Origin of the sequence: Pseudomonas oryzihabitans (assembly GCF_001518815.1) — a bacterium.
Lineage (GTDB): Bacteria > Pseudomonadota > Gammaproteobacteria > Pseudomonadales > Pseudomonadaceae > Chryseomonas > Chryseomonas oryzihabitans_E.
Genome location: NZ_CP013987.1, coordinates 873,658 through 897,300, shown reverse-complemented (window position 1 = coordinate 897,300; position 23,643 = coordinate 873,658). Strand labels below are relative to the sequence as shown.

Genomic DNA, 23,643 nt, shown 5'->3' with positions numbered 1-23,643 from the left:
GCAGACCTGTGAGCAAAGGCGGAAAGACGAAATCGCGGCCAGTATAACGGCCGTCAGCGCCGACGCGAGGCAGCCCGCGCGCGGATTCGCCCCGGGAGCGTGCGCCGAAACGCAGTCTGCGTCGATAGCAAAGCGCCAGCATGCCATACCTTTACGGCCAGTTGGTTCTCGCTAAACCGGGCCACTGCGAGCCACAGGCGCACGCGGCCGGTAATCTTCCAGGGCACTCCAGGAGCTGGCTCGTGGGCGATAGCCGAAGGCCTCCTGGGCGGCGCGAATGTCCAGGGTGAAGGGCCTGTCCAGCAACTCGGGCCAGCGCGAGTCATGGCGCGGTGTCCGCAGCCGCGCATAGAGCCGGCGAGGTGCGAAGGCGTGCTGCTCGGCCACCGGCGGCAACTCGAAACGCCGCAGCAGGAAGTTGATCGCATCCCAGCACACCAGCGGCTCGCCATCGCTGAGATTGAAGACCTTGCCATTGGCCGTGACCGGCTGCGCCAGCAGCAGGGTCACCAGGGCCTGGCGCAAGTTGCCGGCGCTGGTGAAGTCCCAGCGATTGAGGCCATTGCCGGTGCGCGCCAGCTGTTTGGCCTTGGCTCTTTCCAGCAACCAGCGTGCCCACTCGCGGTCGGCCAGACCCAGCACCTGGGCTGGCCGTAACACCGTCACCTGAGGACCGAATTCGCCGGCGGCCAGCACCAGGCGCTCCAGTTGCAGCCGCCGTTGGGCCTCGCTGCCCTTGGGTTTGGCTGGCACCTGGTCTTCCTTGAGGGCCTCGCCCCCGCGCTCGTAGACCCGGGCGGAGGAAACATAGAGGAATTGCGCGACCTGCTGCTGCAGGGCGGCTTCGATCAGCACCTGGCCATGGTCCAGATCGGCTGCGCTGGGCACACCCGCCACGTCGGTGCAGTGGGCGATGGCGTCGATGTCGTCGCACAGCGCCACCACCTGCTCGGGCTGGTCGAGCAGGGCGGGACGGTACTCGGCGCCACGCTCGACCAGGGCATCCAGGGTCGCCCCCGGGCGGCCGTGCACCCGCACCAGTTGGCCGCGGTCGAGCAGATCGCAGGCCAGGCCTGCACCGAGCGCCTCGCTGGCACCGGTGATCAAGATACGCATATCGCTGGGATTCCCTGAAAAGACCTCGGTCACGGCGGTGGCGACCGATCAACCAGTGTAACCAAAGCGTCGCGTGGACGCCGCTAGTCGCGCACCAGCCACTGGCCGGCAACCTGCTGCAGATGCCGGGTCAGGGCCTGCAGGGCGGTTCCGCCGTTGCGCCAGTGATGCCAGAACAGCGGCACGTCCACCCAATGGCCGGGCGCCAGATCCACCAGGGCGCCGCTGGCGCGGGCGGTGGCGCTCTGGATATCCGGCAGCAGCCCCCAGCCGATCCCGCTCAGGGTCATCTGCAGAAAGCCCTCGGCGGAAGGACAGAGGTGGTAATCGAAGGACTGGATGACGCCGAGCTGTTCCAGATAGCGATGCTGCAGCCGGTCGTCCGGCCCGAACACGATGGCCGGTGCCTGCGCCAGGGCCTGAGGATCCGGCAGATCGGCCAGCTGCTGCGCGCGGAACAGCGGGCTGGCCAGGGCCCGATAGCGCATGGCGCCCAGGGCGCTGACCCGGGCCCCGGCCAGTGGCTGACCGCTGGCGCAGAGACAGGCCGCCACCTCCCCGGCTCTCATCCGACGCAGCACCACGTCCTGGTCCTCGACCACCAGATCCAGCAGCACGCGCTGCCCCCTCACCCAGGGCCCCACCGCCGCAGGCCACCAGTTGGCCAGGCTGTCGGCATTGAGGGCGATGCGCAGCCGCTGCGGCGCCTCCTCGGCCAGCCCCGGTACCTCACTGCCGAGATCGGCCTCCAGCAGGCGCACCTGCTGGATATGACGGAGCAGGCGCAGGCCTGGCGCGGTGGGCTGGGGCGGTGTCTCGCGGACCAGCACCGCCTGGCCGACCCTGGCTTCGAGCAATTTGATGCGCTGGGACACCGCCGACTGCGACAGCCCCAGGCGCCGCGCGGCGCGTTCGAAGCCACCCTCTTCCACCACCACGGCCAGGGCTTCCAGCAATTTGTAATCGATCATCGATCTGGCTAATGCTGCATAAGGAATATTGGTTTTTCTTATACGCCTGGAGACGGCAAGGTAGCAGCCATTCCAGGACGACAGGGCATCCCCCCGTAATGAACAGCTATTTCACCGGCCTCCTGACCATGGCCAGCCTCATCATGGCGCTCGGTGCCCAGAACACCTATCTGCTGGCCCAGGGACTGCGCCGCGAGCACCACCTGGCCATCGCCGCCTTCTGCCTGACCTGTGACGTGATCCTGGTGGCCGCCGGCGTGCTGGGCCTGGCCGCGCTGATCCAGCACAGCCCGTTGCTGGTGGACATCCTGCGCTGGGGTGGCGCGGCCTTTCTGCTCTGGTACGGCGCCCAGGCGCTGCGGCGGGCCTGGCGGCCGGCGGCCATCGACAAGCTGGAGACCACGAGCCCACGTAGCCGGCGTCAGGCGCTGCTCGCCGCCGCCGCGGTCTCCCTCCTCAATCCCCACGTCTACCTGGACACGGTGCTGCTGGTAGGCTCCCTGGGCAGCCAGCAGGCCGCGCCCCTGGCCTATGTGTTCGGCGCCGCCACCGCTTCCATGCTGTGGTTCTTCGGCCTCGCCCTGGGCGCCGCCTGGGCCGCACCCTACCTGGCCCGCCCGGGGGTATGGCGGCTGATCGACCTGCTGGTGGCCCTGGTGATGTTTGCCGTCGCGGCTCAGCTCCTGGTCTCGACCTGAGGCTGGTCTTCGCCGAGCGAGCGCCCTAAGCTGCGGGTCTGCGTTCCCTGTCGAGATCTCCCATGCCCTTCGCCCGCTCGCTCCGCAGTCAGAGCCTGCTCCTGTTCGGCGGCAGTCTGCTGCTGATGTTGCTGATCGCCCTGGCCGGCTTCGCCCTGCTCTCGCGCGAGTTGCATCGCTACCAGCAGCTGATCGAAGGCCCGCTGGAGCGACTGGTAGAGATCGACGACACCCACCTGACCTTCAAGATCCAGGTGCAGGAGTGGAAGAACTTCCTTCTGCGCGGCGGCGATGCCGCGACCGCCGAGCGCTACTGGCAGGCCTTCCAGACCCGCGAGGCGGAGGTCGACCAGCGCCTGCAACAGCTGGCCACCCGCGTCGACCCCGATCTCCAGCCCCGGCTGCTGGCCCTGCGCGCCCAGCATGGTCGCCTGGGCGAGCGCTATCGCGCCGGATACGCCGCCTATCTCGCCCATGATCGCGATCCGCGGCGGGGTGATGCCGAGGTGCGGGGTATCGATCGTGAGACGGCCGAGGGCTTCGCGGCCCTGGTAGACGACCTGCACGGGCGCACCGCCGAGCAGATCGCCGCCATCCGCGCCGAGGCGCAACGCGACATCCTGCTCGCCGGCCTGGCGCTGCTGCTTTGTGGCAGTGGCCTGCTGTTCCTGGGGGTACGGCTGGTGGAGCGTCGCCTGGTCGATCCACTGGTGGCCTGTGCTCGGCAACTGGGCCTGCTGGCGCGCGGGCGCTTCGGCGAGCGCCTGCCCGGTGGCCGTGACGACGAACTGGGCCGACTGACCCACAGCACCAATCTCCTGCGCGACGCCGCCGTCCAGCATACCCACGACCTGCGTCACCAGGCGACCGAGGTCGGGGCCCTGAGCACCCTGCTGGCCAATCAGCTCCTGACCGAACCAGGCCAAGCACCACGGGACCTAGACCCGCACGTGCTGAAAGACATCAGCCGCCGCCTCGCCGACATCGCCGGCGATCTGCAGGACGCCGCCAGCCAGCACCAGGACTGACGTCCAGCGCTACAGGGACGTGGGCACCTCGCGCCACTGACCCGGCGCCAGATCGTCCAGCGTCCAGGGCCCGATACGCACCCGTACCAGCCGTAGCGTCGGCAGGCCCACGGCGGCCGTCATGCGGCGCACCTGACGATTGCGACCTTCGCGAATGGTCAGCTCGATCCAGGCGGTCGGCACGCTCTTGCGAAAACGCACCGGCGGATCGCGCTCCCAGAGCACCGGCGCTTCGGCCAGCAGGTGCGCCTCGGCTGGCAGGGTGGGACCATCATTGAGTTCGACGCCCTGGCGCAGCCGCTGCAACTGCTCTTCGCTAGGCGTGCCCTCCACCTGTGCCCAATAGGTCTTGGGCAGCTTGTGCCTGGGATCGGCGATGCGCGCCTGCAGCTGGCCATCGTTGGTGAGCAGCAGCAGACCTTCGCTGTCACGATCCAGACGGCCCGCGGGATAGACGCCTGGCACCTCGACGAAGGCCTTCAGGGTCGCGCGGCCGTCGGCATCGGCGAACTGGGTGAGCACATCGAAGGGCTTGTTGAGCAGCAGCAGCCGCGGCGTGGCCGGGGGCGCCTTGGCCTGACGGCGAGGCCGGGGGCCGGGGGTGAAGCGAGGATTTCGCGACATGGGGATCGACGGCGGCTAGCCAAAGGGTAAGCTGGATCGCCTAGTCTATTCGTCCGAGGTCCCATGCGCATCTTTCGTCCGCTGTGGCTGATCCACCTGCTCACCCTGGCCGGTTGCGCCTCGTCCGCCTATGAAGGCCCGCGCTCCGAGCATTTCGACGGCGAGCGCTTCCATAACCTGGCGCCGCGCGAGGACAAGAGTCTCTGGACACTGCTCAAGTGGCAGCTCACCCGGACACGCCCCCAGTGGACCTGGCAAGACGGTCCCGCCATGCCGATGCGCCCGCCAGCCCGTGTCGAGGGCGGCGAACTGCAGGTGACCTTCGTCAATCATGCCACCCTGCTGATCCAGCACCAGGGCCTCAACATCCTCACCGATCCGGTCTGGTCGGAGCGGGTCAGCCCCTTCAGCTCCGTCGGCCCCAAGCGCTTCCACGCGCCTGGCGTGGCCCTGGATGATCTACCGCCGGTGGATCTGATCTTTATCAGCCACAGCCATTACGATCATATGGACCTGGCCACCCTGAGGCGCCTGGCCGAGCGTGCGCCCCTGACGCCGGTGGTGACGCCCCTGGGTAACGCCGAGCTGATCCGCCGCGAGACCGGTTTCGTCACGGTCAGCGAACTGGACTGGTGGCAAAGCCTGCCGCTCAAGGACGGGGTGCGCCTCCATCTGGTGCCGGGCCAACACTGGTCGGCGCGCAGTCGCTTCGACACCAATCGCAGGCTCTGGGGTGGCTTCGTACTGGAGGCGCCTAGCGGGCCGGTCTATTTCGCCGGCGATACCGGCTGGGGACCGCATTTCGCGCAGATCCGTGAACGCCTAGGCGCGCCACGTTTTGCCGCCCTGCCCATTGGCGCCTATGAACCGCGCTGGTTCATGCAGGACAGCCACCTCAATCCCGACGACGCCGTGCGTGCGCACCAGACGCTCGGAGCAGGCAGCAGCCTGGGTATCCACTTCGGCACCTTTCCACTGAGCGACGAAGCGCAATTCGCCCCGCCCCGCAACCTGGCCCATGCCCGAGCGCTGCATGGCCTGGCGGATGAGGCGTTCAGGACGCTGGCACCCGGTGAGGCCTGGTCGGTGCCCTAGGGCTCACTCCACCAACCCCTTGTCCCAGAGGCGTACCAGCTCACTGGGCGCCCGGTCCTCGGGGATCAGCAGGGTCAGTTCGCCTTCCTGCTCGGCGGGCTGCGGTCTAAAACGCAGCTCCACCTTGAAGTAGCGCTGATCGCCACGGCCGACCTGGGTCGGTTCGCCGGATTCCGGCAGGCAGCGCTCCAGCACCGAGCAGATGCGCCCACGCTGGGTGCTGTCGTACTGGCCGAATTCGATCTCCCGTGGCTTGCTCAACGCATGCAGGGGCGCGAAGCCTCCCTGCCGCGAGAGCCGCACCACGGTGTCCTTGCCGAGCGGGGGAAGTTCGCGCATCGCCATGCTCCTCTAGATAAGGGTAACGCCCACGCCGGCCCAGGCCTCCTGGACAGCGGCCACCTCCGCCGACTCGGCGCCAAAACGGCGGCCGGCGTTGGAAACCGTCAGCCGGGCGAAGGCGGCGAAGTCCGCATCGTTGGCCAGGCGACTGTCACACAGGGTGTCGTACCAGATGGGCCCGGCCTTTTCCCAGGCATAGCCACCCAAGGCCACGGCCGCAAGGTAGAAGGCGCGGTTGGGAATGCCGGAGTTGAGGTGAACGCCGCCGTTGTCTTCACGGGTCTCGATGTAGTCGCGCATATGGCCGGGTTGCGGATCCTTGCCCAGGGTCGGGTCGTCGTACGCCGTACCCGGCTCGGCCATGGATCTGAGGCCTTTGCCCTTGATGCGGTCGGTGAGCAGCCCGGCGCCGATGATCCAGTCCGCCTCGGCGGCGGTCTGCTTGAGCTGGTACTGCTTGACCAGGATGCCGAAGACGTCGGATACCGACTCGTTGAGCGCGCCGGACTGGTTGAAGTACACCAGGCCCGCTTCGCTCTCGGTCACTCCATGCGCCAGTTCGTGGGCGATGACATCCAGGGCGATGGTGAATCTGTTGAAGATCTCGCCATCGCCATCGCCGAACACCATCTGCTCGCCGTTCCAGAAGGCGTTCTGGTATTCCTGGCCATAGTGGACGGTACCGGCCAGCGGCAGGCCCTGGCCGTCGATGGAGTTGCGACCGAACACCTCATTGAAGAAGGTGAAGGTAGCGCCCAGGTGATCGTAGGCTTCGTCCACCGCCACGTCGCTGACGGGCGCCTGCCCTTCCTGGCGTACCAGGCGCCCGGGCAGCTGCATGGCATTGCCGGCATCGAAGATGCTGCGTTGCGGACTGGCGTCGTCGGTCCGAGGCAAGGCTCCGACCGGTGCCTGGCGTACCCCGGGCCGACCGGGATTGTGCAGCAGACTCTGCACATGACTCAGAGTGGTCAGGGCGCAGGAACGCTGGTGTTCGTCGCCATGATCGATGATGCGGCCAAGAATGTAGGGGGGAATAACCCCCTGGTAGGTGCCCTGGTTACGAGACATGCGCGCCCTCCTCCTGTGGGGGACAGAGCCCCCGATCACCGCAGCGTGCGGTCCTGTTCGTTGGACCACGAAACGACCAGACGGCTCCCGCCTCTTCACCCGGACGCAGGCTTCTGGTACAAAGGCACCCCACGCGGGCGTCGTATAATGGCATTACCTGAGCTTCCCAAGCTCATGACGAGGGTTCGATTCCCTTCGCCCGCTCCAACTCTCAGATAACTCGTTGTTTTCAAACGGGTTTCTACCTCAAGTGGCTTTTTTCGCGTGGCTGTCCTACACAGGTCTCGCGTTAGCCATGGCAAAATCCTTCCGGCTTTACCGCCGCCCGAGCGGAATCTACGTCCTCCGTGTCGCGGTGCCTTCTATCTATGCTGGCCATCTTGGTCAGAAAGAAATTCATCTATCCTCTAAAACTAATCGGCTCAGCAGCGCGAGACACTTTGCCGCGTTCCTGGAATGCTATTGGGAAAACTTCATCAAGGACTGGAGATTAACTCAGTTGTCTGACATCGAATTTCTTTCTTCTCGGGGACTTATCAGCCTGCTTGAACTTAGTCAAACAGCAAACATTCCTGTAGATAGAATTCTCAGAGAGATGATTAACAACAACATCCCTGCCACCTTGCTAGCAAGTAGTATTTATGGGATTACCATAGACGACCACACCCAACTTGATAGAGAAGACGGATCTATAGTATTAGATAGCGCACGTGCATTTGGTAGCCACACACTATATACCGGACCATTAAAACCGTTCAATACCAACCACACAGTCATTCACCTCCTAGAACACGGTGAATACGAAGAACATGCCTTCAAGATCCCCAATAAAGGAAGAGCGGCATTCTTTCCAGAACAAAAAGGGATAACAATAAACGCGAAGTCACTCTTGATATTGAAAATTCACGCCTTACGACTATTCCCACATTTATTACCGAATTCTAATGTCGAGAAAATCAACCATACAAATAAGGCAGAAGACCACAGCACCCATAGCGCTGCCTTGAGTAAAAAAGTCGAATCGAGTGATTTTTGCAACCCTCGACACGCCAGCAGAAAAGCATCAGAAATAGTAAAATTATTTATTGAACAAAAAAGAGCAGACTGGAAAATTTCACAACAAAATAAAATGGATTCGATGTGCAAGACATTTATCGAGCTAACAGAGGACCCTTACCTCGGCGAAATAGATAGAACCACCATAAGAAAATACGAAGCACTACTTAGGCAAACACCAGAAAACAACTATCTCGCCACCAGAAAATACAAAACCAACAGTCTGTTGAAGATTATTGAACTGACAAAAGACTCTAGTGAAATTCGTGCAAGCGAAAAGAAAGTCAGATTATATATCAATAAGATAAGCGAGTTTTTTACCTGGGCAGTTTCGGAAAGATTCATGATCGCCAATCCGGCATCAAGAATTATTGGTAGATCGAAAACACTCGAAAGAACCCAAGACCAGCGAGCGCTTTTAGAAAAAGAAGATTTGGATCTGATATTTTCAGCCGATTGGTTTAAACACGGATCTGGCTCCAAGAACAAACACGGCAGATACCACCAATTTCAACCATTTTATTATTGGCTTCCTTTGCTCGCCCTATATACTGGCGCAAGGATAAATGAACTAGCGCAACTTGATCTGGCAGACATTATTGAATACGAAAAAGGAAAATACCTTTTAAGTATAAATGAAAACAACGAAGAGCTAGCCACTGACCGAGAGACTGATAAAAAACTCAAAAATGAAAACTCAATACGAAATATCCCTATACACACGAAGCTTGTCGATTTAGGGCTTATCGACTACAAGACCAGACTTGAGCAAGCGGGACAAACACGACTCTTTCCGGAACTAAAAAGAGATCCAATCAAAGGCTACGGAAAAGCAGCAGGCAGCTGGTTCAATGAACGCTTTCTCGGCAAGAGGCTTGGAATAAAAAGAGATGGGAAAAAGAGCTATCACTCTTTCCGCCATACATTTTTGACAATGCTTGAAGAGCTTCAAGCCCCTTCAAGAATTAGAAGCGAACTAGCGGGACATCAAAGAGGTGAAACAATCACCGAAACTCGATATACGAAGGACAGCCAAACAAGCAACGCAAGCAAATACGTTGAAAAACTATCCTTTGACCTGCCTACCATCGCTAGCTTCAATTGCGAGGCAGGCATAGATGCGCTAACAGACGCATTGAGACGCAAAGGGAAAAACGTATAAGCAAGATGCCCCAGCAATGGGGCATCTGCCAGCACAACCTAAACCCTTTTGCTGGCCGAATCCCTTATATTACCGTCAACATAGTAAATATGAGAAGTTGACTCGCCTCTTTCTGAGGCTTCTCTTCTAAGCCGCTGAACCACCTCATACTTCTGACCAAGCCCCCCGACATCAATAACTATAAATGCGCCAAGCTCAGTGTCGTCAGCTCTCTTGTAGATCCCTAGCTGCTTTTCGTAACCATGAGCTAGTTTTCCATTGGTTGAGAGCTTTACCTCTACGACGATACGCAGATCAAAGCCAGTAGAGAACTTAAAATCTACCGGCCCATTACCAGAATCTGCTTCAGGAGTAATATCTAAATTATTCGCCTTACAGTAAGAATAAGCTATAGCAAACAAAAGTCTTTGAGACGCTTTTTCTCTCCTCGGCGTCTTCTCATCAGTCCAAAGCTCCTTCCAAAGCCCTTTGTTTTCCACCAACTCTTTGAACTGAAGAATAATTTCATCCACTATACGAATTATATCATCCCGATCTAGCGTTTTCTTTTTAACCGAAAACGACATAGGGTATTCAGAGGCAATTTTATTTATTATTCTCGCCCAGAACACTTCACCCTGATTATCTTTTGAAAAATCATAAGGCTCACCAGGAACGAACTTTATTAACTCCAGCAGCGACTCGAAAGAATCCTTGCTTCTCAAGGCAGAATCTTTTAGTTGTGCCTTCTGTTTTTTTGTCATCGTGGACCAAACTTTCCCAATATGGCCACTAACTCGTTCTCTCAGCTCATCGTTCTCACGCGCCACACGTGCAACATCGCTCCAGTCCGCAGCGACTGGAAGAGTCCGAACAATATCTCTGGGGACTAGGATTAGTGCGCCGCCTGTATAGGGATTTACCGGCAACTGACGTCGCTCACCATCAACTGGCAAGGAAAACTCCTTAACCGGCAAGCAAAGCGCTTTATTGACACGATCCGTAAAAGCAACCAAATCTTTTAATATTATATTAGTGGTCATATCGCTTATTCTGTCAGGCCCTATACCTTCCTCGAACAACGACAAGCCCATAAAGAAATCAATATCGGTCACGCCTAATTTGACAATCTGGCGAGCGGTATCTAAAGCAGATGCGCTTAGAGCTGGACCAAACCCTGACCCATTTACAGAAGAACCATATCCTAAGCAGGTCCATGAAATCTCGCTAAACTTAAAGAGCTTCTCAACTTTACGCCAAGCAAGATCACCAGGCGCTTCTGAAGCCATTAGCAGCTTGATAATCCACTCAAATCGTTGCTCATACGACGTGGCTGCCCCGATATTTATCTCTTGATGTGAACTCTCTGGCAAAAGCAAGGGATCAATAAAAAGATTGGTATCAGTCGTTAACTGAACATCTATAACACCCAAATCTTCAAGCATGTCTGGATCTATCCCGAACTCAGTCGAGATCGTCGCGAGATGTGTGAGCTTAGCCACTGTGCAGTCCCCTTGCGCTGAATAAAAGATCTTGCCTGGCATGTCGTTATACGACCGTTTTCTGGCATCCATCCCACCTATCGGCCAGGTCTGTCAGGAATTTAGCCTTGGCTTTGTTGGCACGGCGTCCTAGCGTGGCACCGTTTCCCGGCACCTCATATAGGGCGATAAGACGATGGCGATCTTCGGATATGGACGGGTCTCGACTGCGGCACAGACCTCTGAGAACCAAAGGCTTGAGCTAGAGCAGTCGGGCTATGCGCTGGACTTCTGGTTCACAGATACTGTTAGTGGGAAGACCTGCGCAACGCAGCGCCCTGGCTTCAGGGAAATGCTCGGGAAGATAAGGGATGGCGAAACACTTCTTGTTTCAAAACTAGATCGCCTAGGCCGTGACGCTGTAGACGTGCTGCAAACTGTCCGCCTGCTGGAGAGCAGGAGAATTCGCGTGCTGGTGCATCAGCTGGGTGCTTCGGACCTGACGTCTCCAGCAGGCAAGCTATTGATCTCTATGCTTGCAGCAGTCGCGGAGATGGAGAGGGATCTTTTAATAGAGCGGACCCAGGCGGGGCTAACCCGGGCTAGGGAAGCGGGGAAGCAGCTCGGCAGACCTCCCAGACTCTCCCAGGAGCAACGTTCTCAGGTAGCCCTAGGGGCAGGTAGCGGGCTGAGCATTAGCGCCCTTGCAAAGCGATATGGCGTGTCGCGAGCAACTATAGCGAAAGTGATTCAGAACTGAAAATCGGCCCCTTTGCGGGGGCCTAGCTTTTGGGTTACGTCATAGTCGGACTGTTCGCGATAATCAATGCATCTGTAATTCGAGCAACCCATCCCCTTGGATGGCTGATTTTGCATAACTCGAATTGGCGGAAAAGCTTCTGGCGCCCGGCCATACCCCATACTCGATTCGTATACCAATGTCCCGGAATGAGCCATCAGCCTGTTTCTTGGCTAGCTTGATGGAAACTACACAGCCCGGCTTGATGCCTGCTGGTGTCATGACCAGCCCATCACCACAGTCGACGAAGCTATTGTTAGGGTGCGGATACACGTCATAGCGCTTCAAAAAGCCGGTTAGCCCGTCCGGATATCTCACCGCTGGTAGCGACGTAAATCCATTAAGGTCGCCAGTCTTGATCGACTTACCCATTGCACCGACCTTCATCCTAGCGCTGAGCTTTTCCAAGGACTCCGCAGCAAAGGTAAGGGTAGGTGCAGCGAACAAAATCGCCAGCGAAACGGCTACAACAGCTTTTACGCTTCCTTTCATCAAAAGCTCCTTTAGATAGAGATGCTTGGGGCTCTACACCCCACAATGATTCGAATTTCCTCGATTAGAGCGTGGCCGATTAGGGTTCGTCAATCGACATTCCCGGGATGAATGAATCTCTCAGGGTCCGATTCGGCCGACGAATCAAAGAGCTACGCCTGGCTACCGGTCAGAGTCAGGAAGCGTTCGCAGATACCTGTGGCTTTGCGCGTAGCTATATGAGTCGTATGGAGCGTGGAGAGGGCAACCCATCGCTGGACGCGATAGAGCGGCTGGCCATCGTGCTAGGCATACCGGAGGCAGATCTCTTCGTTGCGTCGAAAACGAATGAAGCTAGTCCCGCCCATCATGGTGTCCCGGTAGCAGTCCCTTTCGCTTCGGATGGGACATGCTTCCATCCGGGGTTAGCTAGTTCCAGAGACGGGACCTTCAAGGTAGGAGAGAAAGACGCCCCAAAGCGCTTCGCTACGTTTGACGAGGCTTTGGATTACCTGCGAGGTATGAGCACAGCTAAATGGTGGCGTCCCAACAGCCAAGGCAACATGGGACTAGTGTCTGCCATAGAATGGAAGGAGATAACTGAAACGCAACTATAAGGAGAAAAGTAGGCGTTTTTTGTTTACCTACGGTATACATTTGTTTCACTTATAGAAGTTTAAGTATCTAATCTTTAAAGCCTTCCGGTAGAAAAGGTCCATATCTCTCCCAACCAAGATCAAGGGATCAAGGTTAGACTGAGAGGGGAGACTTCCACCGGGGCTAGTGCCTTCCGTATAGGTTCTCAACAACCTCGGGACGAATTCTAAAAGCACATGCAGATGAGGAAGCTAGGCCGTCTGCATAGCCTGGTGTAGCGCGGCTCCGTCCGCCCTTTTAGGGCCATCTCTACCGCTAGCTCTTTGGCTACATACCTTCTAGAGCCCGCCAACCAAGGTTGGCTTTGGAAAGACACTGCCTTTCCATTCCCGTCGAACGTTCAGATACCGATAGTCCGGGATTCGCAAAGACTACTTAAGGTTTCATTTCGAATCAACCCCTGTCTTGCTCTCCCTGATCAGCTCAAAGACAAATCGTCCCGTGACGCGCTACCTGACGTCAGACCAGGCCTCGAACCGGTCGCCTCTGTAAGGATTTGTGAAATTCCACGCGGCGGAATACACACCACCCCCACCTTATACCAGCCCGCTCCTAGGACCTCCTTGCCTCTCCTACATCGACCTCCTACATTACCCCCGGGAATCACTCCATAAATCAACGGCTTACGCGACACTTGGGGTTGGGTTCGATTCCCTTCGCCCGCTCCAGATTCCAGACGGCCTCCAATCAGTCCTTGCGGACCAGCTGATTGGGGGCCGTTGCTTTTCCAGGCCCTGTTGCGGGGTTTGCGAGCATCAATCCTACCCCGCCACCAACCCCTTCACCCGCTGCGCCAGGGCTTCCACCGCGAAGGGCTTGGTCAGGATCGCCATGCCGGGTTCCAGGTGGCCGTCGCTGAGCAGCGAGGTTTCGGCGAAGCCGGTGATGAACAGCACCTTGAGTGCGGGACGGTGGACGCGGGCGGCGTCGGCGAGTTGGCGGCCGTTCATGCCGCCGGGCAGGCCGACGTCGGTGACCAGCAGGTCGATGCGGGCATCGGAGTGCAGGACTTCCAGCCCGCCGGCACCGTCGGCGGCTTCGATGATGACGTAGCCCAGTTCGCGCAGCAGGTCGGTCACCAGCATGCGCACCGTGGGTTCGTCGTCGACCACCAGCACGGTGGCGTTGGCGCCTTCCAGCGTGCAGGGCCGGCCATCCTCCGTGGCGACCTCGCACAGCCGCTCGGCCGGCCGCCGCGGCAGATAGAGACAGACGGTGGTGCCCTCGCCCGGGATCGAGCGTAGCCGTAGCTGCCCGCCCGACTGACGAGCGAAGCCGTAGATCATCGACAGCCCGAGACCGGTGCCCTGCCCCATGGGTTTGGTGGTGAAGAAGGGCTCGAAGGCCTTGGCGGCGACATCCGGGGTCATGCCGCTGCCGGTATCGGTCACGCTCAGGTGCAAATAGTCCCCTTCGGCCAATTCAGGATCGGGCGCGCTGTGGGTATCGACCTGATGATGATCGGCCTCGATCAGGATTCGTCCGCCGCCAGGCATGGCGTCGCGGGCGTTGATGCACAGATTCAGCAGGGCGTTTTCCAACTGGGACTGATCCACCAGCAGCGGCTGGTTGTCCGGCAGGCTGATGAAGTGCACCTGGATGGCCGGCCCCACGGTGCGCTGCACCAGATCGAGCATGCCGCCTATCAGCTGGTTGACGTCGGTGGGTTCCGGCGCCAGGGTCTGGCGACGTGCGAAGGCCAGCAGCCGGTGGGTCAGGGCTGCGGCGCGCTTGGCACTGCCCTGGGCCGCCAGCAGGTACTTCTCCAGCTCGGTGAAGCGCCCCTGATCGATGCGCAGCCCCATGAGGTCGAGGCTGCCGGAGATCCCCGCCAGCAGGTTGTTGAAATCGTGAGCCAGGCCACCGGTGAGCTGGCCGACGGCCTCCATCTTCTGTGACTGACGCAGGGCCTCTTCCGAGCGCCGGAGTTCCTCGGTGCGCTCCTCGACCCGCTGCTCCAGGGTCGCGGTCAGGTCGCGCAGCTCGGCCAGGGCGCGATCGCGTTCATCGGCCAGGGCGCGGCGGGCATCCACGTCCAGCAGCACGCCGGGAAAGCGCAGTGGGGTACCGTCCGGCGCCAGTTCGACATGGCCGTTGGCTTCCACCCAGTAGTAGCGACCGTCGCGATGACAAACGCGATACTGATGGGCATAGCGTCCGCCGCGTTCGAGCACGTCGGCGATGGCGGCGGCGAGGCCTGCCTGGTCATCGGGATGGACGTTGGCGACCACCTGGCCCAGGCTCAGGCCATCGCGGCCCAGCGCAGGATCGAGGCCGAAGTGGGTGGCGAAGGCTTCGTCGACGGTGAATCTATCGGTGGGCAGGTCCCAGTACCAGGTGCCGATGATGGCGCCGGCGGCCAGGGCCAGCTGCACCCGTTCGGCGGCCGCCAGCACGCTGCTCTCCGCGGCACGGGCGCTGTCGCGTTCGTCGATGCGCGCTGACAGCTCCTGTTCGAGCGTCAGGTTATGGCGGCGCAGCGCGGCTTCGGCCACGTCGCGCTGACGATGGGCCTGGACGCTGGCGGTGGTCTCGGTGGTGATGTTGAGCATCCCGACGATGGTCTCGCCGTCACGCAGCGGACTGTAGGAAAAGCTCCAGTAGGTGTCCTCGGGATAGCCGTTGCGGGTCATCACGAAGTGCTTGTCGACGAAATGCAGCGCCTCGCCGGCCAGCGTCCGCTCGATCAGCGGCGCGATCTCGGCCCACAACTCCACCCAGACCTCGTGGATCGGTTGCCCCAGCGCCGCGGGATGCCGGGCCCCGAGAAAGGGGGCATAGGCCTGGTTGTAGATCAACGTCTGCTCGGGCCCCCAGGTCGCGCACATGGCGAAGGGCGAAGCCATCAGCAGGTCGTAGGTGGTCCTGAGAGCAACAGGCCAGCAGGTGCGATGGCCCAGTGGCGTGGTTTCCCAAGCAAAGCTTTCAAGGTAGGACAAAGGACGACTCACTGGCAGAGGCGCTGACGGATCTGGTGGCCGCCCAGGCTCTCAGCAATGAGCCCAGACGCTCATGATAGGCGGGTTCAAAGGCACCTTACCAGTCTTGCGAGCGATCGATGGCGTGGCGCCGTCCACCAGCGGTAGCGCGGCCCTGCGGCATGCTGTCCAGGTGAAACGACTGGCACCCGCGGCGTGCATCTCTTACCTTGTGGCCCCCGCTGTCGCCGTCAGGTATCCGCTCGTCATGTCCGCGTCATCCACCCCGCCCGAGGGGCTGCAACGCAGCCTGTCCAATCGTCATCTGCAACTGATCGCCATCGGCGGCGCCATCGGCACCGGCCTGTTCATGGGCTCCGGCAAGACCATTGCCCTGGCCGGCCCGTCGATCCTGCTGGTCTATCTGATCATCGGCAGTGCGCTGTTCTTTGTCATGCGCGCCCTGGGCGAGCTGCTGCTGTCGAACCTGGAATACAAGTCCTTCATCGATTTCTGCACCGACCTGCTCGGGCCCTGGGCCGGTTTCTTCTGCGGCTGGACCTACTGGTTCTGCTGGATCGTTACCGCCATCGCCGATGTCATCGCCATCGCCGCCTATGCCCAGTTCTGGTTTCCCAGCCTCGCGCCCTGGATCCCGGCACTGCTCTGCGTGCTGCTCCTGCTGGGCCTCAACCTGGTCACGGTGCGACTCTTCGGCGAAATGGAATTCTGGTTCGCACTGATCAAGATCGTCGCCATCTGCGCGCTGATCGTCACCGGCTTCGGCCTGGTCTTCTGGGGTTTCCAATCGCCCTCGGGCAACGTGGCGAGCCTGAGCAATCTGTGGAACGACGGCGGCTTCTTCCCCATGGGCCTGGGCGGCTTCTTCGCCGGTTTCCAGATCGCCGTCTTCGCCTTCGTCGGCATCGAGCTGGTGGGCACCACCGCCGCCGAGACCGCCGATCCCCGGCGCAACCTACCGCGCGCCATCAACTCCATTCCGGTGCGCATCCTGGTCTTCTATGTGCTGGCGCTGGTGGTGATCATGGCGGTGACGCCCTGGCGCCAGGTGGTGCCGGACAAGAGTCCCTTCGTCGAACTCTTCGTGCTGGCCGGCGTGCCCATGGCCGCCAGCCTGATCAATTTCGTGGTGCTGACCTCGGCCACCTCCTCGGCCAACAGCGGCATCTTCTCCACCAGCCGGATGCTCTATGGCCTGGCCCGCGAAGGCCATGCGCCCCGGGGCCTCACCCGTCTTTCCCGGGCGGCCGTGCCGGCGCGTGGGCTGCTGCTGTCCTGCCTGTGCCTGTTGCTGGGCACGGTGCTGATCTACCTGATCCCCAATCTCGTCACCGCCTTCACCCTGGTCACCACCCTGGCCGCGGTGCTGTTCATGTTCGTCTGGTCGCTGATCCTGTTGGCCTGGCTGGCCTATAGACGCAACCGGCCGGAGCAGTACGCCGCCTCGGCCTTTCGGCTGCCTGGCGGTCGCTGGGTGTGCTACGGGGTGCTGGCCTTCTTCGCCGCGGTACTGGTCTTGCTGACCTTGCAGGACGACACCCGCCAGGCGCTGCTGGCCAGTCCGCTGTGGTTCCTGCTGCTGGGCCTGGGCTACTGGTGGCGCGGGCGGCGGACGCTACGCGGCGGCTAGCCAGCCACAGTTCGCTCAACCCACCGACCAGAGTTCATCGAGGCGGGTGGTGTAGCGTGGGCTGAGCAGGTCGCGGCGCATCTGCCAGGCGGGATCGCGCGGAATCCTGGCTGGACGCAGGGTTTCGCGACCGAACTTGCCGTTGATGGCGTCCAGCGTTGCCATCAGCCGGGTAGCGGCCGGATCCGGCGCGCCAGCGAAGAGATCCGCGGCCACCTCGTCACGGTGACAGAGATCGAGCAGCAACACCTCGGCCTTGGCATAACCGAAACCGTCGCGAAATATCTCGCGCAGGCCGGACTGGGCATAGTCGTTGAGTACCCGAGTGTCGTCGCTGGGGGCCGGTAGGTTGAGCAGGCTGGCGTTGGCATAGCGGCCCTCGTCCGCGCCATGCATCCCGGTCTGGATGCTGACCCTCAGGGTGCGACAGAGCGACCCCTGGGCGCGCAGCTTTTCCGCGGCGCGGGCGGTGTAGCTGGCCACCGCCTCGGCCAGGGCGCCGAACTGGTACTGGCGGCGACCGAACATGCGGCTGCTGCAAATGGTCTGCCGCGGCGCCTCCAGTTCTTCGAGACCCAGGCAGGCCAGCCCGCGCAATTCCCGGGCGGTCTTTTCCAGCACCACGCTGTAGCGCTGGCGCAGTGACCAGGCATCCTGCGCGGCCAGCTCCCAGGCATTGGTGACGCCCTCGCCCCGCAGGCGCGCGGCCAGGCGCCGGCCGACACCCCAGACGTCTTCGATCGGCGAGTGTTTCAGCACCCAGTCATGCACCACCGGATCGCGCAGATCCAGCACGCCACCGGTGCGCTCCGGCCAGCGCTTGGCGGCGGCATTGGCCAGCTTGGCCAGGGTCTTGGTGCCGGCGATGCCGACGCTGACCGGGATGCCCGTCCATTTCTGCACCCGCGCCTGCAGGCGGTGGCCGAGGGCGTCCAGGGGCTCGGGCAGGCCAGCCAGATCGGCGAATACCTCGTCGATGCTGTAACGCTCCAGGCGCGGCACCAGAGTCCCCAGGGTGCGCATCACCCGGTCGCTGAGGTCGCCATAGAGCGCATAGTTGGAGCTGAAGGCCGCGACCTCGCCACGCTGGGCCAGCTCGCGCACCTGGAACCAGGGCGCGGCCATGGCGATGCCCAGGCGCTTGGCCTCGGCCGAGCGGGCGATCACGCAGCCGTCGTTGTTCGATAGCACCACCACCGGGCGCCCGGCGAGATCGGGGCGGAAGACCCGCTCGCAACTGCAATAGAAGGCATTGCAGTCGATCAGCGCCAATACCGACTCAGCCATGGCCAAAGCGCCTCAGGCTGTGGGTGGCCACACCCCAGACTTCGAAGTCGTCGCGCTCGCCGATGACCAGCGGCGCATAGGCGGGATTTTCCGCCAGCAGGACGAAGTTCGCGCCGCGCCGGCCCAGGCGCTTGAGGGTGGGTTCGCGATCGCGCACCGCCACCACGATATCGCCCACCCGCGCCGGACGGGCGCGGTCGACGATCACCAGATCGCCAGGAAAGATGCCCACCCCGGTCATGCTGTCGCCACTGACCTGGATGACGTAGGTATGAGGAGCGCGCAGGTCGACCAGTTCGTCCAGCGAGACCTGGCGCTCCAGATGATCCTGGGCCGGCGAGGGAAAACCGCACGGCAGGCGAAAATCATAGAGCGGCAGCTGGGTGTCGGACGACGCCAGGCAACCCAGGACGGTAACGGACATGACAAGGTGCTCCTGCGGATAACTGTCTATTTATACAGTTATCCGCAGGAGCCAGGTTGTAAAGTCGGACCTGGTTCCTGCCGATGAGCGGCGCCATCAGGCGCTGAGGCGAAAGCGCGAGACCACGCTGCGCAGGTCCTGGGAGAGACCCGCCAGACGCTCGGCGGTACCGGCGTCGGACTCGATCCCGCTCAGTACCTGCACGGTACTGGCACGGATGCCCGTGGTGTTGCGGTTGATGTCTTCGGACACCGCGGCCTGTTGTTCCGCGGCGCTGGCGATCTGCACGTTGACGTCGACGATGCGTCCCACCGCGGAGCCGATGCTGGTCAGGCTGGCACTGGCCTGCTCGGCCGCCGCGACCCCCGTCAGGGCATGGCCACGGCTGGCCTGCATCTGGCCGACGGCCTCGCCGGTAGCGGCCTGCAATTGCTCGATGATGCGGCGGATCTCCTCGGTGGAGGTCTGGGTGCGCGAGGCCAGGGTGCGGACCTCGTCGGCCACCACGGCGAAACCGCGACCCTGCTCACCGGCCCGGGCGGCCTCGATGGCGGCGTTGAGGGCCAGCAGATTGGTCTGCTCGGCGATGGTACGGATCACCGCGATGACCCCACCGATGGCCTGGCTGTGACTCTCCAGGGCGGCGACCTTGGTGGCGCTGAGATCCACCTCGGCGGCCAGGGCTTCGATGGCCTGTTGGGTCTGCTGCATCACCCGGGCGCCGTCACGGGTGGCCTGATCGGCCTGCTGGGCAGCCGCGACAGCGCCTTCGGTGTTGTTGGCGACGTCCGCCACGCTGGCGGTCATCTCGGTGATGGCGGTGGCCACCTGGTCGGTCTCGCCCTGTTGCGCCTGCATGGTCGAGCGTGCCTGACCGATGGAGCCGGCCAGGGCGCCGGACGCCTGGGCGACTGCCTGGGAGGCCTGATCGACCTCGCGTAGCGAGCGACCGAAGGCCTCCAGCATCTCATCCAGGCTACGACCGATGTCGGCGATCTCGTCACGCCCGGACAAGGCGGCCCGGCGGCTCAGATCGCCCCGGGCAGCGGCGGCGGTCACCTCGACCAGCTCGGCGATCCCCAGGCGCAGGGCCTGGTAGATGCCGGCGAAGGTGTAGCTCAGCAGCAGCAAGGCCCCCAGGATCATGCCCAGGATCATATTGCGCAGCGCGGTTTCATGGGCCAGGCGCTCGGCCAGCATCTGGGACAGAAGGCCCTGGGCCTCTTCCAGAACCTTGTAGTAGCGGGCGACCACGGCATTGCCCTGGGCACCCAGAGCGCGCCCGGCAACCACACCCTCCCCGCTCATGGCAGTCAGCATGCCCTGGCGGAAGTTGGCATAGTCGTCCGATGCGAGCGCCAGGGAGCCCTTGAGGCGTTGCGCCAGCTCAGGCGCCTGGCGCGCCAGCAGCCGCAAACCCTGCTCCAGTTCGTCGGCGGTCTGCCGCTCCTGGCGCACCAGGGTACGCGCCACATTGAGGGTGGCCGGATCGAAGCTGTTGGTAGCGCTCAGGCCGCTCGCCAGGCCGCGCAGCTGGCCGATGAGATTGATTTCCCGAGGCAGTCGCAGCGAGGTGATATCGATGAGAAAGAGGCTGGTGTAGTCGGCATCCAGCGCCAGGCCCGAGGTGGCCGAGACGTAATAGAAGAAGTTGAGGGTCTTGGTCAGCTGCTCATTCCAGCCTTCGAACACCTCCAGGGAGTTGCCTGAGGTTCCCTGCAGCAGCCGTTCGGCTCCCAGCCGCAGCTGGCTGACGCGATCGCCGGTTTCCAGCTTCCCGCCGAGTTCACGATCCAACTGCCCCAGGTCGTCATAGGCCTTGAGCAGGTTGTCGCGATTGTTCTGCCACTCCTGCTGCGCCGAGGTGTCGCCATCCTGGACACGCTTGGTCAGGGCACGTTGCAACATGCTCAGTCGGGCGACCGGGGTCAGCTGCGTCAGATAGCGCTGACCGTCGATCTCCTGGGTCAGGCTCACGCGCTGCTCCTGGATATCCTGATAGAGGTAGACGCTGAGAAACAGGAGCGGCACCAGAACGATGGTGGCGAGGCAGACGAACTTGGCGGGAAACCTCAGGCGATTCATTATCGTTACAGCAGGGGTCAGCAGATTCATGGCTAGCTCGGGCGGCGGCGAAAGGGGTCATTAGGGCTGTACCACCCTATTCGTGACGTAATAGACAAAAATTCTTGTAACAGTTTCGTCTCTATCGAGCTGTCGCTTCGCTTCCCTGGCTATTTGCCAATCGGCGGTCGAAAGCCGCCCCTCAACGGTCTTCGGATAGCTCTAGCATGCATGACTTATTGATTCGCAATGCCTTGGTGCTGGACGGCCACGACCGTCCGGGCAGGCCGCTCGATGTCGCTGTCTCAGCCGGACGTATCCAGAAGCTGGGCGACCTGGCCACTGAACCGGCCCGAGAGGTCCGCGACGGCAGCGGCCTGGTGCTGGCGCCTGGCTTCATCGACGTCCATACCCATGACGACAGCATGGTCATCCGCCGGCCGCAGCAACTGCCCAAGCTCAGCCAGGGGGTCACCACCGTGGTGGTGGGCAATTGCGGCATCAGCGCCGCGCCGGTCCGTTTACGCGGTGAGCCGCCGGACCCGCTGAATCTGCTCGGCCCGGCCGCGGCCTTCGGCTATCCCACCTTCGCCGCCTACCGCGCGGCGGTGGAGCAGGCGCGGCCCGGCGTCAATGTCGCCGCCCTGGTGGGCCACACGGCGCTGCGCAGCAATCATCTGGACGATCTCTACCGCGCCGCCACTCCGGCCGAGATCGCCGCCATGCGTGCCGAGTTGCGCGACAGCCTGGCCGCCGGTGCCCTGGGGCTTTCCAGCGGCCTGGCCTATGCGTCCGCCGCGGCGGCCCCGACCGACGAGGTGGCCCAGCTGGCCGCGGAGCTGGATGCCGTGGGCGGACTCTATGCCACCCATTTGCGCAGCGAATTCGCCGCGGTCCACGAAGCGCTGGACGAAGCCCTGGACATCGGTCGCCAGGCCCGGGCACCGGTGGTGGTCTCCCACTTCAAGTGCGCCGGGGTGGACAACTGGGGGCGCGCACCGGAACTGCTCGGCGCCCTGGCCGAGGCCGCGCAGACCCAACAGGTTGGCTGCGACTGCTATCCCTATGCCGCCAGCTCCTCCACCCTGGATCTCAAGCAGGTCACCCAGCGGCATCGCATCACCATCACCTGGTCCACCCCGCATCCCGAATGCGGCGGCCGTGACCTGGACGCCATCGCCGCCGACTGGGGGCTTGACCTGGACAGCGCCGCACGCCGCCTGCAGCCGGCCGGGGCCGTCTACTACGGCATGAGCGAAGCCGATGTGCGGCTGATCCTGGCCCATCCGCTGAGCATGATCGGCTCCGACGGCCTGCCCGAGGATCCCTTTCCGCACCCACGCCTCTGGGGCGCCTTCCCGCGGGTGCTCGGCCATTTCAGCCGTGACCTCGGTCTCTTCCCCCTGCACACCGCGGTGCACAAGATGACCGGTCTTTCCGCCGCGCGCTTCGGCCTCAAGGATCGCGGCCTGATCGAACCGGGCGCCCATGCCGACCTGGTGCTGTTCGACCCTGCCCATATTCGCGATGTGGCCGATTTCAGCGAGCCACAGCGCCCCGCCGAAGGCATCCACGCCGTCTGGGTGAATGGCCGTCTGGCCTATGCGCCGGACCAGAGCATCGACGAGCGCCATGGCCGCTTCCTGCCCCGTGCCGGGGACCTGCGGCAAACCTTCCCATGCTGCTGATCGAACGCTACCGGGTAACGTCCTGACCTGGTGCGCCGCCGTTACCTTCCGCCACTTCCCGGTGCCACCCACGGTACCGGGAGCCCCTTCTTTGCCCGTCGTTCAAGCCAAGCCATTGATTTGCAAAGCCGTCGAAAAAGCTGGCACAGTGACTGCAATCTATTCCGTTGTTACGAACATAATTCCGCTATAACGGAAAAGGAGTCGCATGATGACGGGCAAGACGAAGGGGTGGAAAACACTGGCGCTGCTGGTGGGTCTGGTCGCCATGACTGGCGCCCAGGCGGCCAAGCTGGATGACGTACTCAAGCGCGGTCACCTGATAGTGGGTACCGGCAGCACCAACGCCCCCTGGCACTTCCAAGGCGCCGACGGCAAGTTGCAGGGCTTCGATATCGATATCTCCAAGGTCATCGCCAAGGGGCTGTTCAACGATCCGGAAAAGGTCGAATTCGTCGTCCAGGGCTCGGATGCGCGCATCCCCAACCTGCTCACCGACAAGGTCGACATCAGCTGCCAGTTCATCACCGTGACCGCCAGCCGCGCCCAGCAGGTCGCCTTCACCCTGCCCTATTACCGTGAGGGCGTGGCCCTGCTCTTGCCGGCCAACAGCCGCTACCAGCAGATCGATGACCTCAAGGCGGCCAAGGACGACCTGACCGTGGCCGTGCTGCAGAACGTCTATGCCGAGGAACTGGTGCACCAGGCGCTGCCCGGCGCCAAGGTCGATCAGTACGACAGCGTCGATCTGCTCTACCAGGCCCTGGGCACCGGCCGTGCCGACGCCGTGGCCACCGACCAGTCCTCGGTCAAGTACCTGATGACCCAGAATCCCGGTCGCTACCGCTCGCCCGACTATGCCTGGAGCCCCCAGACCTACGCCTGCGCGGTCAAGCGCGGCGAACAGGACTGGCTGAACTTCGTCAACACCGCCCTGCACGAGGCCATGACCGGTGTGGAATTCCCCACCTACCAGGCGTCCTTCAAGAAGTGGTTCGGTGTCGAGCTGCCGTCTCCGGCGATCGGCTTCCCTGTCGAGTTCAAGTGATCCTGGCCCGGCG

The 23,643-nt window shown here is 62.0% G+C and carries 20 protein-coding genes and 1 tRNA gene; 10 read left to right on the top strand and 11 right to left on the bottom strand.

Annotated elements, in window-relative coordinates:
- Positions 1 to 171: 171 nt before the first annotated feature.
- Together APT59_RS04120 and APT59_RS04115 are read right to left on the bottom strand one after the other, a co-directional pair.
- Positions 172 to 1,116, bottom strand: a complete 945-nt coding sequence (locus APT59_RS04120; RefSeq protein WP_059313686.1) for an NAD-dependent epimerase/dehydratase family protein — start codon at positions 1,114 to 1,116, stop codon at positions 172 to 174.
- An 83-nt stretch (positions 1,117 to 1,199) separates the two neighbouring features.
- Positions 1,200 to 2,087, bottom strand: coding sequence for a LysR family transcriptional regulator ArgP (locus APT59_RS04115; protein WP_059313685.1), 888 nt, complete (start codon positions 2,085 to 2,087; stop codon positions 1,200 to 1,202).
- 98 nt (positions 2,088 to 2,185) lie between these two features.
- Between APT59_RS04115 and APT59_RS04110 the strand changes: the two genes are divergently transcribed.
- A complete protein-coding gene (locus tag APT59_RS04110) occupies positions 2,186 to 2,785 on the top strand; it encodes a LysE/ArgO family amino acid transporter (protein WP_059313684.1) in 600 nt (199 codons plus the stop codon).
- Between the two features lie 62 nt (positions 2,786 to 2,847).
- Positions 2,848 to 3,813: a chemotaxis protein gene (locus APT59_RS04105; protein WP_059313683.1), complete on the top strand. Its 966-nt coding sequence runs from the start codon at positions 2,848 to 2,850 to the stop codon at positions 3,811 to 3,813.
- A gap of 9 nt (positions 3,814 to 3,822) precedes the next feature.
- Here the strand turns inward: APT59_RS04105 and APT59_RS04100 are convergent, their stop codons facing one another.
- Positions 3,823 to 4,437: a pseudouridine synthase gene (locus APT59_RS04100; protein WP_059313682.1), complete on the bottom strand. Its 615-nt coding sequence runs from the start codon at positions 4,435 to 4,437 to the stop codon at positions 3,823 to 3,825.
- 63 nt (positions 4,438 to 4,500) lie between these two features.
- Here APT59_RS04100 and APT59_RS04095 point away from each other — a divergent pair, with 63 nt between their 5' ends.
- Positions 4,501 to 5,532, top strand: coding sequence for an MBL fold metallo-hydrolase (locus tag APT59_RS04095; protein WP_059313681.1), 1,032 nt, complete (start codon positions 4,501 to 4,503; stop codon positions 5,530 to 5,532).
- A gap of 3 nt (positions 5,533 to 5,535) precedes the next feature.
- Here APT59_RS04095 and APT59_RS04090 read toward each other — a convergent pair whose 3' ends face one another.
- Positions 5,536 to 5,871 (bottom strand): protealysin inhibitor emfourin, encoded by a 336-nt coding sequence (locus APT59_RS04090; protein WP_059313680.1) that lies wholly within the window; start codon positions 5,869 to 5,871, stop codon positions 5,536 to 5,538.
- A gap of 12 nt (positions 5,872 to 5,883) precedes the next feature.
- On the bottom strand, positions 5,884 to 6,945 hold the full coding sequence (locus APT59_RS04085; RefSeq protein WP_059313679.1) for a M4 family metallopeptidase: 1,062 nt from the start codon (positions 6,943 to 6,945) through the stop codon (positions 5,884 to 5,886).
- A 133-nt stretch (positions 6,946 to 7,078) separates the two neighbouring features.
- Here APT59_RS04085 and APT59_RS04080 point away from each other — a divergent pair.
- A tRNA-Gly gene (locus APT59_RS04080) sits at positions 7,079 to 7,152 on the top strand.
- Positions 7,153 to 7,240: 88 nt separating this feature from the next.
- A complete protein-coding gene (locus APT59_RS22065) occupies positions 7,241 to 9,163 on the top strand; it encodes a site-specific integrase (RefSeq protein WP_082696281.1) in 1,923 nt (640 codons plus the stop codon).
- A gap of 38 nt (positions 9,164 to 9,201) precedes the next feature.
- Here APT59_RS22065 and APT59_RS22060 read toward each other — a convergent pair whose 3' ends face one another.
- On the bottom strand, positions 9,202 to 10,587 hold the full coding sequence (locus APT59_RS22060) for a hypothetical protein (protein WP_237140567.1): 1,386 nt from the start codon (positions 10,585 to 10,587) through the stop codon (positions 9,202 to 9,204).
- 232 nt (positions 10,588 to 10,819) lie between these two features.
- On the opposite strand from APT59_RS22060, the gene APT59_RS04075 reads away from it, so the two are divergent.
- The gene (locus APT59_RS04075; protein ID WP_059313678.1) at positions 10,820 to 11,383 is read left to right on the top strand and encodes a recombinase family protein; all 564 of its coding nucleotides are present in this window, start codon (positions 10,820 to 10,822) and stop codon (positions 11,381 to 11,383) included.
- A gap of 63 nt (positions 11,384 to 11,446) precedes the next feature.
- On the opposite strand, the gene APT59_RS04070 is transcribed toward APT59_RS04075, so the two are convergent.
- Positions 11,447 to 11,914 (bottom strand): hypothetical protein, encoded by a 468-nt coding sequence (locus tag APT59_RS04070; protein WP_059313677.1) that lies wholly within the window; start codon positions 11,912 to 11,914, stop codon positions 11,447 to 11,449.
- Between the two features lie 107 nt (positions 11,915 to 12,021).
- On the opposite strand from APT59_RS04070, the gene APT59_RS22055 reads away from it, so the two are divergent.
- Positions 12,022 to 12,510 carry a helix-turn-helix domain-containing protein gene (locus APT59_RS22055; protein WP_082696280.1) on the top strand — a complete coding sequence of 163 codons (489 nt, stop codon included), beginning with the start codon at positions 12,022 to 12,024 and terminating at the stop codon, positions 12,508 to 12,510.
- 801 nt (positions 12,511 to 13,311) lie between these two features.
- Here APT59_RS22055 and APT59_RS04065 read toward each other — a convergent pair.
- Positions 13,312 to 15,378 carry an ATP-binding protein gene (locus tag APT59_RS04065; protein ID WP_420480504.1) on the bottom strand — a complete coding sequence of 689 codons (2,067 nt, stop codon included), beginning with the start codon at positions 15,376 to 15,378 and terminating at the stop codon, positions 13,312 to 13,314.
- 358 nt (positions 15,379 to 15,736) lie between these two features.
- On the opposite strand from APT59_RS04065, the gene cycA reads away from it, so the two are divergent.
- The gene (gene cycA / locus APT59_RS04060; RefSeq protein ID WP_059313675.1) at positions 15,737 to 17,119 is read left to right on the top strand and encodes a D-serine/D-alanine/glycine transporter; all 1,383 of its coding nucleotides are present in this window, start codon (positions 15,737 to 15,739) and stop codon (positions 17,117 to 17,119) included.
- 15 nt (positions 17,120 to 17,134) lie between these two features.
- Here the strand turns inward: cycA and APT59_RS04055 are convergent, their stop codons facing one another.
- From APT59_RS04055 to APT59_RS04045, 3 genes are all read right to left on the bottom strand, one after another.
- Positions 17,135 to 18,406, bottom strand: a complete 1,272-nt coding sequence (locus tag APT59_RS04055) for a Y-family DNA polymerase (protein ID WP_156428927.1) — start codon at positions 18,404 to 18,406, stop codon at positions 17,135 to 17,137.
- Complete coding sequence (locus APT59_RS04050; RefSeq protein ID WP_059313673.1) at positions 18,399 to 18,830, bottom strand: LexA family protein; 432 nt, start codon at positions 18,828 to 18,830, stop codon at positions 18,399 to 18,401. Before APT59_RS04050 ends, APT59_RS04055 begins: the two co-directional genes overlap by 8 nt.
- 96 nt (positions 18,831 to 18,926) lie before the next feature.
- Positions 18,927 to 20,945 carry a methyl-accepting chemotaxis protein gene (locus APT59_RS04045; protein WP_059313672.1) on the bottom strand — a complete coding sequence of 673 codons (2,019 nt, stop codon included), beginning with the start codon at positions 20,943 to 20,945 and terminating at the stop codon, positions 18,927 to 18,929.
- 176 nt (positions 20,946 to 21,121) lie between these two features.
- Between APT59_RS04045 and APT59_RS04040 the strand changes: the two genes are divergently transcribed.
- A complete protein-coding gene (locus APT59_RS04040) occupies positions 21,122 to 22,582 on the top strand; it encodes an N-acyl-D-amino-acid deacylase family protein (protein ID WP_059313671.1) in 1,461 nt (486 codons plus the stop codon).
- 268 nt (positions 22,583 to 22,850) lie between these two features.
- Positions 22,851 to 23,630, top strand: coding sequence for a transporter substrate-binding domain-containing protein (locus tag APT59_RS04035; protein WP_237140597.1), 780 nt, complete (start codon positions 22,851 to 22,853; stop codon positions 23,628 to 23,630).
- Positions 23,631 to 23,643: the final 13 nt, after the last annotated feature.